The sequence below is a fragment of the Odoribacter sp. genome (assembly GCF_985060555.1).
Window position 1 is genome coordinate 27755 of the sequence record NZ_CFKYFN010000073.1, and the last position, 12822, is coordinate 40576.

At 42.6% G+C, this 12822-nt stretch carries 9 protein-coding genes; 1 reads left to right on the forward strand and 8 read right to left on the reverse strand.

Going from position 1 to position 12822, the window contains the following annotated elements:
* Positions 1 to 6 precede the first annotated feature (6 nt).
* From AC5RDS_RS09815 to AC5RDS_RS09850, 8 genes are all read right to left on the reverse strand, one after another.
* Positions 7 to 1191, reverse strand: a complete 1185-nt coding sequence (locus AC5RDS_RS09815; protein WP_022160457.1) for a FecR family protein — start codon at positions 1189 to 1191, stop codon at positions 7 to 9.
* A 336-nt stretch (positions 1192 to 1527) separates the two neighbouring features.
* Positions 1528 to 2079 carry an RNA polymerase sigma factor gene (locus AC5RDS_RS09820; RefSeq protein ID WP_118103398.1) on the reverse strand — a complete coding sequence of 184 codons (552 nt, stop codon included), beginning with the start codon at positions 2077 to 2079 and terminating at the stop codon, positions 1528 to 1530.
* A 317-nt stretch (positions 2080 to 2396) separates the two neighbouring features.
* Positions 2397 to 3746, reverse strand: coding sequence for a TlpA family protein disulfide reductase (locus AC5RDS_RS09825; protein WP_118103396.1), 1350 nt, complete (start codon positions 3744 to 3746; stop codon positions 2397 to 2399).
* Positions 3747 to 3755: 9 nt separating this feature from the next.
* The gene (locus AC5RDS_RS09830; protein WP_013611318.1) at positions 3756 to 5243 is read right to left on the reverse strand and encodes a PKD-like family lipoprotein; all 1488 of its coding nucleotides are present in this window, start codon (positions 5241 to 5243) and stop codon (positions 3756 to 3758) included.
* Positions 5244 to 5262: 19 nt separating this feature from the next.
* The gene (locus AC5RDS_RS09835; RefSeq protein ID WP_013611319.1) at positions 5263 to 6084 is read right to left on the reverse strand and encodes a DUF4843 domain-containing protein; all 822 of its coding nucleotides are present in this window, start codon (positions 6082 to 6084) and stop codon (positions 5263 to 5265) included.
* Positions 6085 to 6097: 13 nt separating this feature from the next.
* A complete protein-coding gene (locus AC5RDS_RS09840; protein WP_118404584.1) occupies positions 6098 to 7528 on the reverse strand; it encodes a RagB/SusD family nutrient uptake outer membrane protein in 1431 nt (476 codons plus the stop codon).
* A 19-nt stretch (positions 7529 to 7547) separates the two neighbouring features.
* The gene (locus AC5RDS_RS09845) at positions 7548 to 10859 is read right to left on the reverse strand and encodes a SusC/RagA family TonB-linked outer membrane protein (RefSeq protein ID WP_259342129.1); all 3312 of its coding nucleotides are present in this window, start codon (positions 10857 to 10859) and stop codon (positions 7548 to 7550) included.
* A 166-nt stretch (positions 10860 to 11025) separates the two neighbouring features.
* Positions 11026 to 12174, reverse strand: a complete 1149-nt coding sequence (locus AC5RDS_RS09850; RefSeq protein ID WP_022160245.1) for a FecR family protein — start codon at positions 12172 to 12174, stop codon at positions 11026 to 11028.
* A gap of 112 nt (positions 12175 to 12286) precedes the next feature.
* Here AC5RDS_RS09850 and AC5RDS_RS09855 point away from each other — a divergent pair, with 112 nt between their 5' ends.
* The gene (locus tag AC5RDS_RS09855) at positions 12287 to 12811 is read left to right on the forward strand and encodes a sigma-70 family RNA polymerase sigma factor (protein ID WP_013611323.1); all 525 of its coding nucleotides are present in this window, start codon (positions 12287 to 12289) and stop codon (positions 12809 to 12811) included.
* Positions 12812 to 12822: the final 11 nt, after the last annotated feature.

The window sequence follows — 12822 nt, forward strand, 5'->3', positions numbered from 1 at the left end:
TAAAAATTATTGTTTTGCACTAAATACAATTGTTTTACCTCTTGTATTTACATTTATTTTATGAGTCGAGCGAATGACATCCAATATCGGTTCGATAGAAGCACTACGATTCAATTTACCCGCAAATTCAACTTCTTTGATCCAATCCGCCTGATAACAAACCTCGAAATCATACCATCTTTCTAAAACAGTCATGATCTCTGTCAGACGTTGTCCACGAAACACAAACTGTCCGTTTTTCCACGCAATATAAAGATCGAGCTCTACTGTTTTCACGTCCAGTTTTCCTTTTTCGATATCCCACTCAGCCTGTTGTTCAGGCTTCAACGTATTCCGGACAGACTTATCCATCCCCGTAAATACAGCCACTTCTCCCCGTACCAAAGTAGCCTGTACCCATTTTTCATCGGCATAAGCCTTTAAATTAAACTCGGTACCCAATACCCTCACATCCATATTTTCAGTCTTTACTACAAAAGGCTGTTTCTCATTTTTCGCTACCTTAAAATAAGCTTCTCCCTCCAGCCAAACTTCCCGGTTCTGTCCGGAAAACTGTACCGGATACCTCATTTTCGTTTCTGAATTCAACCAAACAACCGTTCCGTCCTGCAAAGTCATTATATATTCTCCCCCTTTAGAAACTTCCAGGGTATGCCAGTCTGCTACCGGCATTTCTATTTGGCCGTTGTATTTCAAACCGCAAGAATCGTTACTGATAAGCATACCGTCACAATCGATCAATTGGGTATCTCCATTTCTTTTCTCCAACTCGACAGTTTTCCCATCGGCCAATACCAGACGGGCCTTTGAAATACCGGGATGAATTTGTTGCGTCACATCAACAGGAACATTTTCTTCCCGCTGCATAAACCATCCCAACACTCCTCCTCCCAATAACAACATGATAATTGCTGCATATTTCCAATACCGACCGGATAAGCCCTTATTGCTTTTACTCTCAGTCAAACGATTACGAACTATTCGCCAATGTTTTTCCACATCAACCGAATTCCTCTTCTCTTCCTGCCGGATAAGGTAATGAGGATCAGTAAGCCGGGAATGCAAAAGCCTGTTTTCTTCCGATTCTTTCAGCCAACATTCCAATTCTTCTTCTTCAGCAGGATTTAAACCGAAGCTGATCTGCCTGGCAATCAATTCATATATGCGCCGATATGCTGCGATATTCACCATAAAAAGGTTCGATTAAATTAGTTGAAAGTTTATAAAGTTCGTAAAGTTTAAAAAGCTATTGACCCCTGAGGGCACTTAGTTAATTGACAATTATCGCATGATAATTGACCACATATTTCCCAACCTGTGGTTTCTTCTTTATTTATTTGATAATCAATGATTCTCTTCTTCATTCTCTTTTTCATTTCTTTTCTTATTATTTTCTAATGGAAGCAAAGCTTCCAGACAATTGTCAATTATCATCTGGCAATTATTCTTTTTGCGGATTCCCGCAAAAAGAATCGAACATTTTTCAAGTCTAATAACAACTGAAAAGAAAAAAAAGACGAATGGAGGTTAAAAAAAATTCATTTTTAACATTAGAGGTAACAAATAGAAATGCTCTTTCAGAATGCCTCTTAACTTTTTATAAGCACTTTGTTTCAGGGTACGGACAGAATTGATGGATATATTCAATTGATCTGCAATCTCCTGATTCGAATACCCTTGCAGGCTTAATTGTATTATTTTACAAGATTGCTTGGGCAGCTGTTCAACTGCTTTATGGACAAGCTGATAAGTTTCTTCTTCAATAATCTGGTTCCGGAAAAAGAGTACAGAATCTTTCTCCTGTAGTCTTAAATGTTCGTCTACAATCTGATTGTGTTTAATGTGATTCAGTGCCAGATTCCGGGCCGTCGTATACAAAAACCCCTTTACCTTCTCTGGCGATACGAATTCCCCTTCAAAGCGCCATAATTGGATAAAAGCCTCCTGAGCGATATCCGCAGCCATATCCATATCATGGACATACTTATCTGCAAACATGACAAGAAAGGGGAAATTTTCTCTGAAAAATGCCCCGAATAATTTGTAATCTTTCTTATTTACAGCAGCGATCAAATCCATTCCGGAGCAAATATAGTGTAAATTCACTTAAATAGTATCTGTAAAAGAGGGTAAAAGTGATACAAAATTTGCAAATTATCACGCCCGGACATCCATCAGTTTCCCCACAACAGCCTGAGCAATTCCTAAGCACCGTTTCATTCCGCCTGACAATCGGTTGGCCCATGAAAACAAGTTCGTCCGCGTCCCCGCAGCCTGTTATATACGACCGCTTCCCTCCTTTATCAGGATGGTCCCTGTGTCGGCCCATACACCGGTACAGGCCGCCAGGAATACCATCAACAATAAAGTACTTTTTACGTTATCTGTTTCAATCGCTATTTTTTCAATTCATTTTCCAGCATCTTCTTCAATTCCGGTGAAGAAGGACGGGGAGCATCCACCGACACGATATTTCCTTTTTTATCAAAAACCATAAACCGCGGGATTCCCGTAATCTTATAATCTTTGGTAATCTTGCTCCAACCGCCGGCCAATAACTGCACCCCTTTCAGTCCCTCCGTTTTAATGAAGTCCAGCCATTTCTGTTTATCCTTGGATTCATCAACAGACACTCCCCCAAACACAACATCTGTCCCGTGCATTTCCTCCTCTAACTTTTTCAGGTAAGGAATCTGCTGACGGCAAGGTCCGCACCAAGTGGCCCAGACATCTACCAACACAACCTTCCCTTTAAAATCGGACAAAGACACCATTTTCCCGTCCACATCCGGATAGGTAAAATCGGCAGCCTGTCCGCCGGCTTTCGTATCATACAGTTTGGTTCCGACAGCTTCTGCCCGCATTTTCAAAGAAGGAGTCACCAAATATTTACCGAACTTCTCCATTGCGTTCAAATACTGGTCATAGGATTTAAAACTACGGAAACTATTATTAACGACATATTCTCCTTTCAAACGGTCGTTTCCCAAATAAGAAAGGCAATCATCCGTATAAGATTCCACGTCATACTTTTTGCCGTCTTCATTATAAGCGAACGAGGTATAACTGATGAGCATTTTGATCCCTTCCGGGAACTGCAGCACCTTGTCGTCCGTATATTTTCGTGCAGAGACAATATGACTGTAATATTCCGGCCGCATCGATTTTTCCGGATGCTTCTCCCGGGGAGTATGCAGGAAAATAATCGCATAATAATCGGTAGCATAATCCACATAGTCCGACAATATCACGTCGAAAGCCTTATTCCCGCTTCTCAATTTACTTTTCAGTTGCTCCAACCCTTTCACATAAGTTTCGAATTCCGGAAAGAAATCCTCGTAATTGCTCCGTGTCAATTCAAAAAATACGGCTTTCAGGCGAATATTAGCAGCATAATCCACCCAGCTGTACAGGGTTTTATTTTCCTTTGAATTTTTTCCGTTCAACTGTGCCCGGGTTTCTAACAAATCGATATTGACCTGTTCACCCCCCTTCAGATAAACAGGAAAATTCAGTCGTTCCCCTCCGATGGAGTAAAAACCGGTTTCGGGTTTCAGCAGAAACCCGAAACTGCCGTCCGCTCCGATTCGAGAGGTCGCACACGCCTGTATGCTACCATCTACCGTTTTATATAGGGTGACTTCCTTTAGTTTTGCTCCTTTTACAAATCCTTTAATGGCCGAATATTCCTGTGCATGGCCAGGCAGGGATAAGCACAGGATCAATATAAACAAATAATTTTTCATGGTTATAAATTAATAAAGTGTTGTTTTACCTGTTCCTTTGATATAAATCAGAGCACCTACTTTTCCTTCCCCTTCCAGTATTTCGGGATCAGCCTGTAAATTACCCGCTTGAATATTGTACAGGTAAACCTTATACCGGCTACCGTCAAAAGTGGCGACCGCCAGTTTATTAATCACCGTGGAATATTTAAGGTGCCGCATATAGGTGATATTCTCACTATCGGAGAGAATAACCTGGCTCTTTTCCTGATAACCGGCATCGATATTACAGGAATAAACCGTATGCCCCTGCGAGAAATAGATAATATTATTATTTTGGCTGCTGGCCCGGAAATCCGCTTGTAATAACTTTAAAGAATTATTGTCAATCAGGGTATCACATTTTTTTGCCGGATTATTATATGGGGAATAAGCATTATTGACTTCCAGATTATACATCAGGCAGGTATCGGTCTGTCTTTTTTTCAGCAAAGCCCAACCGGAATTACTGGGACCGGGACCAATATACAGCAGATCGGCATCCAGGTTACTGACTCTGGGATAGGTGAGCGAATCAACCGCACCTTTCTCTTTAAAGTTTACAACACTGCTACTCATAGCATTTATCGCGACAAACGAATCCGACGTTTTATCAAAGCAAAGCGGTTGGCGGAAACCGTATGTCCAATTTGGATACAATTGATAATTACCAGGCAGAGCAACCCCAAACCGGCCGCTATTGGAAGACATGTTGTAAATGTAATGTGCTTTACCGTCATTCATCAGATAAAGTTCAGTGCTTTGAGAACAGATGTTCTGAAAATTTGCGACAGCCGGACGTTCATAAAACAGATCATCGATGTCGCGAATGATTTCCCCGTTCGACGTTCTGATAACCACAGCTTCTTCCTTGGCCAATGCGAAAATACTGTTGGTATTTACATAACGTTCATTGATCTCATCCCATGCCTTGTAATTGTATGAAAATTCAATGGCGCGTGCTTCTCCCTTCAGATTTCTCCCTTCATTGTTTGTGGCAATGATATTTTCTATTTTACCTTTTTCCGTAGAAAACAAATCCAGGTCTGTACAGTCGTCTTTTGTACGGAGGACATACCAGCCTTCAGACAGAGCTGTTGTGACAGTCAGCGGCACTTCTTTAATCTCAGTAATACCTGTATTCCGTTCCGTCGCCATACAGACAATCTTATATGAACCAGGGTCCAGTGTCATCGGATAGACCAAGTCCCGGGTAGTAGCGATGGTATCCAATGTCGGAGCATATCCCTGTACATTGGTTTGGTACACACCCCAATGAAAATCATATTCAGCATCGGCCGGACTGACTTCCGGTGAAATGCGCAAAGTATCGACCAAGGTGTAGAGCGTGTAACTTGCTTTCATGCTATCGATTCGAATTTCGAAAACCTCGGTATAATCATAGTTGCCCTCATCATCATAACAGCCGTAAAAGCCGATGAGGAATAGTAAAAAACTGATAATATATAACTGTTTCATCGTTTAGCGTATTAAAAATTCAACTGGGGAATGTTATAAGGGCACTGTTCGGATCGTTCTGATTTTCCCGCATCGGAGCCAGTCCCTGTACTTTGTTGTCCGGATCATCATTATAAGCCTGCAACGCATCTCTCAGTTTATCTTTTGTATAATTGATTTCTGCATAATCTGCACTTAATTTGTTCCACCAGGCATCGCTGATTTCCGTCTGCATCACCTCAATCATAAACTCATGTTTCCGGGTACTGTAAACTCCGAAATAATAACGATCTACACTACTATTCCAGAAATTGGGTTTGCTGAGTTTGTCAGAGAGAACAATAGTGCCGGATAATTTACCGGTCTCACCCAACCGGAAGTCATCAGTGGCTTTCAACCGAAGGCACAGGCGATAATCGTCTTCTTTCAAACTGGCATCCCGCAACAAAATGACAGGGATTTCTGCCGTTACAGCATTCGGCTGAATAACCAACAGGGGAAGCATTTCCGGGTCGTCCATCGGTACATAATGTACTCCTGCTACCGCCTTATTGGGCTTTTCCGTCAAAATCGAGTCGATAAGATTGCCTTTCTCGTCATACTTATACTCAACATCATATTCGCTGATCTGTTCCAAAGCAATTTGGCGTACCCGATTTTCCGGATCACCGATTGTATTGACTGTCAGGTAAACCGTATCACGTCCGATCGCTGCATCCATATAGTAAAAGCTGGTAAGGATTTCATTAGCCTCATCCATTTGTACACGGGCGATATCGTTGAATAACAGATATTCCGCTTTCTGGCAGCCTGTCAGCCCGATCGCCACCAAGAAGAGAACCGTATAAATGATTTGTTTCATAATTTTCTGGTATTTAGTTTCCATAATTAATTTCACTCAAAGGCAAAGGCACGACATAACTCTCCTCGTCGCCCGGAAATTTCGCCCAAAGAATATTTTCCACTGCCAGACGCTTAAAAGCGTAGAATGCCTGCCCTTCGGCATAAAATTCTTTGTTGTACTCTTTAATTAAAACCTCCTCTAACTGGGCTTCGCTTTGCAGATTTACCAACTCAATATCCCTGGAGAGGCAAAACTCTTCGTACAACCGACTGGCTTCACTCAGAGGTCCGCATTCCATAGCAATGAAATACATTTCAGCCAAACGGATCAACGGGAATTGATTAATTTCATCGTGATTATCATCTTGCAGGAATTTCTTAATAGAAAAGACAACACTTCCGCTTCCCGAAGTGTAACTGGTCCACAATCCTAAATACCGGATATCCGTCGTTCCTGCCGGATATAAATTCGGAGAAAGGACGTTTTGAGCCTTCGAATAAGAAGAGTTAGTCGTAAAAGCACTTTCAGCCCTATCTTTAAGGTTATATTCATAAATAGCTAAAATGTGTTCCGTAGAAAAGGAATAATCTGACTTACTCAAATTATCCGTCGATCCCAAAGTAAAAAGGAGTTTTCCGTCACTATCTTCAGCCTCGGTCAACTCGGTAGCACAATCATAGGCTGCAGACTTATTCGTTTCTCCTCCCATCCAGAGAAAAAAACGGGCTTCCATCGCTTTCACCGCGTAGTAATTGAAGCGGACCTGGCGGGCTAATAAAAAATTTTCTGCCGAAACGGACAGATTGAGTTCCTCCCCACCTTTTTCTGCCGGAATAATTGGATCTACCTGTTTCAGCAATCCTTCTGCATCAATCAGATCGTTTTTCAACAGTTCTGTAAATTCCTGATAGGTGTGATGGGTATGGTAGTCGATACCCACCGTAGTGACATAAGGAAGAATTTTACCGGTACTTGTCCGGGTCGGCATAGGACCGAACAAACGGAGCAGATCGAAATGACAATAAGCCCGCATAGCCAGAGCCTCACCTTTGATAATCTCGTACATTCCCGGTTCGAAAACGTCCTGTCTGGCATCGATTTGCTCTAAAATCATATTGGCCGATGCTATGATTTTGTAAAGCTGGGTGTAAATCGTTTCGAAACTGCTTTGAACACTATTGTCAACATAGTTGAACTGCGAAATCTTCTCCTGGGTACTATTCGCTGAACAATCCCAATGTTGAGCCAGGTATTCTACTGTACCATACATCAGTTGCTGTCCATAAGCACCGGTGCTCTTCATATTCAAATAAGCGCCGGTGAGGGCATCCTGAAATCCTTGCTGATCAGCATACATTTCTTCCAGCGTCATTTCCGTTTCCGGCTTTACATCCAGCCAGTCATTACATGAAACGAGGCCACTGAGTAGCCAACAGGCCAATATATATAATTTAATTTTCATCTCTGTTTATTTTTATCGGTTAGAACATTACGCTTAACGTAAAAGAGAACTGACGGGAGAAAGGATAAGAGGTTCCCCTTTCCTGTTTGATCGTCGAAATCCGGAACAAGTCTGCAATATCTCCTTTCAATGTGAGGGTCTGGATACCCAAATTATGCCGGAGCCATTTGTTTCCTTTCAAATCATATGTGATATTCAGGTTCTGGCAGGTAAACGTAGCTTCATCCTGTACGAATCTCGACGTAGCCTGTGTAGCAGTAGTCTCTTTGATCCCTTTGAAAAATGTCCGGTCACCAGGCTCTTTCCAACGGTCTTCGTATACCCGTCTGTCTACATTGTATTTTTTATCGGCATTTTCCACCCGGTTGATCAGGGTCGAATTGTATTGCTGTCCGCCCCATTCGTAACCGAAAGACAGATTGACAGACAGATCCCTCCACATAAACATCGTATTAATATTTCCCCGGTAGTCCGGTTGGTCTACTCCACAGAACACCCGGTCCCTCGCATCCCAGGTATAAGTAACCTCCCCGCTCTTCTTCAGGAAAAGTTCACGGCCGTTGCTGGGGTCGATACCGAGCGAAGGAACGGCATAAATCGCATTTTGAGAGTCTCCTTCCTGCCATACTTTGTTAGGAGTAGCCCCTCCGGTAGCCAGTAGGGTAGCATTGGCTTCTTTCATGGCTTCCGAGAGTTTGATAATTTTGTCTTTGTTCCGGACTAAAGAACCTGTTACCGACCAGATCAGTTCCCGTTCCGTATCGCGTAACAGATAGCCAGTCACTTTCAATTCAAAACCTTTATTTTCCAGTTTTCCGATGTTGGCTTTATAGCTGGTAAACCCGTTGGAAGGAGGTAATTCCAAAGAAGACATCAGGCCATTTGTCCGTTCCAGATAAAGATCACAGATCATATTCAAACGGTTGTTAAGTAAATTTACTTCGACTCCGGTATTGTACTTCATGGTCTTCTGCCATTCCAGATCAGGATTAGCCAGTGCTTTCAGGTTAGCTCCCATCCAATTGTAATAGCGATCGCTCAAAGAATAAGTATAAGTAACCATAGCTTCATAGGCACTGAAGTTGTTCGAGCCAGTCTCACCGACAGAAGCCCTTATTTTCAAGCGGTTTATCCAATCGACATTACTCATGAAATTTTCCCTGTGGATGTTCCAGCCGATACCGGCAGACCAGAAAGGAGCAAACCGTTTGTCTGCTCCATACAGGGAAGAACCGTCTGTCCGAAATGAAGCATCTACAAAATACCGGTCCTCGAAAGAATAACTGGCATTACCGACAAAACCGACACGCCGACTTTTGGATTCACTACCTCCCGGTTTTCCATTTTCTTTATATTGCATAGCTACTGCCAGAAAATCGAGCGCCCCACTCGGAAAACCTTCTACAGAAAAACTGTACCTCTGTGATTTCTGGTCTTCCAAATCCATATTCAGACCGGCATAAATCATATGCTTTTCCGCAAACACTTTCGAATAATTGGCCGTCAATGAAAAATTGTAACGCGACGATCTGCTCGTCGTATAATCATAAGTTCCTCTTCTGAAGTAATCGTCATCGGCATAATCAGCAAACGCTGTATGTTCGGGGGGAAGGTATTTGTCTGAATTATTCGTTTGAGTATAAATACCGAATGTACCCCTTAAGGTAAATTCCTGTACCGGTTTCCATTCGATCGAGAAATTATTGGTAATATTAGTATAATCGCTTGTTTCTTTTGTATTCAACGTAGCATTATACAAAGGATTGGCAGGATTATTTCCTCCCCAGTAGCTGTAATCCTCATCAAAAAAACGTTTTACATTACCATTCTCATCCGTTGCTGTCCAATAGGGATTCAGTTTTACATACTGATCGAAAGTTCCATAGGGAGACTCTTGTGCTTTATTCAAACCGATCGTCAGCTGATTTCTGAAAATCAGGTCGGAAGTTTTGTAAGAAAGGTTGATCCCTCCATTGAACGTCCGGCGGAACGATTCTTTCATAACTCCGGCTACGTCGTTATACTGCACTGTTGCCGAATAGCGGAAACTCGGATCTCCTCCTTCCAACTTGATGTTGTGCCGATGCCCCACGCCGACACGCAAGGGCTTGGACAGCCAGTAGGTATTTACCCCTCTCTCCACCTGTTGCAGAATTTCATTATATTTTTGTTTCAACTGCACTTCATATTCAGCCCTGACACCGTCATAATAGCCAGATCGAAGTTCCAGATCCAGCTTTTCCCTGGCATTCAATACATCATAATCGCTCAAATCCGGCACTTCGAGATTCAGGCTTCCCGTATAGGCAAACCGCAGTTTTCCAGGTTCGGGTTCTTTTGTCGTGATCACAATCACACCGTTTGCGCCACGAGAACCGTAAATAGCAGTTGCCGAAGCGTCTTTCAGCAAAGTGATCGTCTCCACCTCGCTATCATCCAAATCCATCATGCGTTCTAAAGTTATTTCAAAACCGTCCATGATAATCAAAGGCGTGTTCAATTCTGCTTTTGTATCGCTTTGCAACTGGTCGATATCCGGCATATTGGCCGCTCCGCGGATCTGTACTTCCGGTAAACGGTTCGGGTTAGAACCCCATTCGTTGCTTTCCAGGATATTGAAAGAAGGATCGATATTGCGCAAAGTGGTCAGTATGTTTCGGTTACCGAAACTTTTCAATTCCTTTTCCGTAATCACCGACACAGCGCCAGTATAGCTTTCTTTCGATTTTGAGAAGATTCCGGTCACAACTACCTCGTCCATTTGCTTCACCTCTTCTTCCATCACTACATTCAATTCTTTTTCCCCTTTATAATACACTTCCTGAGTTTTCATCCCGACAAATGAAAACACCAGTACCGTTTCATGATCGGCCGGCAGATCCATTTTAAAGTGGCCGTCCACATCCGTCACTACTCCGACAGAGGTACCTTTTAAAACCACGGTCACTCCAGGTAAAGGATGGCTTCCATGATCCCTTACCCGACCGGTAATTTTCCGGGATTGCGGGAGTATTCCAGCCGTTATCTGTTTCTTTCCAGCCTCGCGGATGATCACCACCCCATCCTCTATGACAAATGAAAAACCACTTTTCACGAATATACTTTCCAACACTGTTTCCAACTTCGTTCCCTTCATCTCTACATCCACCCGTTGCATGCGATCAATTGCATCGCTGTCATACACAAAACGGTATTTGCTGATTTCTTCTAAATAACACAAAACCTCCGATACCGTAACATTTTTCATCGCGATATCGAACTTCGTGTGTTGGGAAAACACATTAGCCTGTACATTCAATGTACACACCAATGAGATAAATACCGTTTTCATGATTAAAAACATCCGTGGTAATTTAAGGAACACGGAATCACCTGTTCTTGATTTTTTTTCCATACTTTTGTAGTTAGAGTTTATAACAATTTTTTGCTCTATGTCGGTAGAGCAAGGGTTTTATAACTAAAGGCGGGGTATATGCCACTATACTCCGCTGTTTTTATTATTCCACAATAATACACTGCCCCTGAATACGGAAATGCACACGTCCCGTTTTTTCAATCTTCGACAATATTTTATTTATATTGTCATAGCGTTCCAAATTCAGAGTAAAACGGGCATTCTTCAAGTCCGGAACTGCAAAAAATACCTCTACATCATACCAGCGTGCCAACCTCGTCATCACTTCTTCCAGCCTTGTCCGCGTAAAACGGAATTCTCCCCTGGTCCAGCCGATATACTCTTCAGCAACCACTTTTCTCACCCGGATTTGTCCTTCCTGCTTATCTACAAGAGCCTGTTCATCCGGGCTCAACAGTTGCCGGTGCTCTTCTGTCTTCACCTCGACCCGCCCTTCGACCAAAGTCATCTTTACCTCTTTAGTTTCGGGATAAGCCTCCACATTGAATAAAGTCCCCGTCACTAACACTTCTATTTCATCCACTTTCACGACAAACGGCTGTTTTTCTTTTTTCGCCACTTCAAAACATGCCTCCCCTTTCATGATTACTTCCCGGTTTTCTCCTGTGAAACGGACCGGATAAATCAGCTGCGACTCAGCATTCAGCCATACTTTCGTTCCATCCGACAGTATCAGCCGGTATTCACTTCCCCGGGGGACCCGTACCGTATTCATTTCCTGTATCGGAGCTTCTTCTTGTTCTCCTGTCTGGTAACTCACCACGTTCTCCCCTATCCTGATTTTCGTTCCCTTTCCAGCATCGACCACCCTTTCCTGTCTCTTTCCCAAATCAATTAATTCTCCATTACCGAGAATCAACACAGTCCCCGCACACCGGTCATTCCCCGACCGAGATATATTCAAATCATCAGCCGGTAGAAATATCCACCCCAATCCCAGGAGCAAAATCACTCCGGCACAAACAGCAGCCCCCGAATGCCAGGACCAGAATAGCCTCCTCGTACGGGGAAGTTTGCTCCACACTCCTTTCCAGGCTTTATGCAAATCCGGATGCTCCGTTCTCCGTAAATCAACAATCAGACGCTTACATATAATCTCATATTCTTTTTCATGGGATTCCGATTCTTTCCACCACTTCTGAAACCGTTCCTCTTCTTCCGGAGTAATAGTCCCCATAAGCCGGCAGCTAATCAAATGTGCAAGTTCATACCTATTTTCAAACCCTCTCATTTCTATGTGTATTTTATACTGAAACACTTAAAATCAACAAGTGGGTGTGCGCATCTGAAAAAAAAAAATTACTTTTGTTTCCGAATATCAGTATAAACGACCGGCAAATAAAATGCTTCTAAACAATAAAAGATTTGAATTATTTTTCAATACTTACTATGAACCTGTCTATCTCTTCTCCTTAAAATATGTAAGAGAAGAGCCTGTAGCTCAGGATATAGCTCAGAATGTTTTTGTCCGTTTATACGAGAAGAGAGAAAATTTTTACGCCATCGAAAAAGCCAAATCTTTCGCTTATACGACTGCACACAACCTTTGTCTTAATCATTTGCGACATTCCCAGATCGCACAAAAATATATTTCACAACGGGAAGAGGAAGAAGAGCAAAATTGTCTTCACGAAATTACTTATCAGGAAACACTCCGTTTACTCAGTTTCGCCATCAGCCAATTGCCCCCGCAAACCCGGGAAATTATCCAGCTCGGTTTGGAGGGCAACAATAATACTGAAATCGCAGATCTTCTGCATATCTCTGTCAACACCGTCAAATCAATGAAAAAAAGTGCATACAGACGGTTACGGGAAATACTCGGAAAGGAATACACATTACTTATCCTCAAATTGCTCGGTTGGTAAAACCGTAAATT

What these genes read in the sequence shown, in the direction of transcription:
- AC5RDS_RS09835 (WP_013611319.1), bottom strand. Translation starts at nt 6,084, where the DNA reads ATGAAACAAATCATTTATACGGTTCTCTTCTTGGTGGCGATCGGGCTG.
- AC5RDS_RS09840 (WP_118404584.1), bottom strand. Translation starts at nt 7,528, where the DNA reads ATGAAAATTAAATTATATATATTGGCCTGTTGGCTACTCAGTGGCCTC.
- AC5RDS_RS09850 (WP_022160245.1), bottom strand. Translation starts at nt 12,174, where the DNA reads ATGAGAGGGTTTGAAAATAGGTATGAACTTGCACATTTGATTAGCTGC.
- AC5RDS_RS09815 (WP_022160457.1), bottom strand. Translation starts at nt 1,191, where the DNA reads ATGGTGAATATCGCAGCATATCGGCGCATATATGAATTGATTGCCAGG.
- AC5RDS_RS09845 (WP_259342129.1), bottom strand. Translation starts at nt 10,859, where the DNA reads ATGAAAACGGTATTTATCTCATTGGTGTGTACATTGAATGTACAGGCT.
- AC5RDS_RS09830 (WP_013611318.1), bottom strand. Translation starts at nt 5,243, where the DNA reads ATGAAACAGTTATATATTATCAGTTTTTTACTATTCCTCATCGGCTTT.
- AC5RDS_RS09855 (WP_013611323.1), top strand. Translation starts at nt 12,287, where the DNA reads ATGCTTCTAAACAATAAAAGATTTGAATTATTTTTCAATACTTACTAT.
- AC5RDS_RS09820 (WP_118103398.1), bottom strand. Translation starts at nt 2,079, where the DNA reads ATGGATTTGATCGCTGCTGTAAATAAGAAAGATTACAAATTATTCGGG.
- AC5RDS_RS09825 (WP_118103396.1), bottom strand. Translation starts at nt 3,746, where the DNA reads ATGAAAAATTATTTGTTTATATTGATCCTGTGCTTATCCCTGCCTGGC.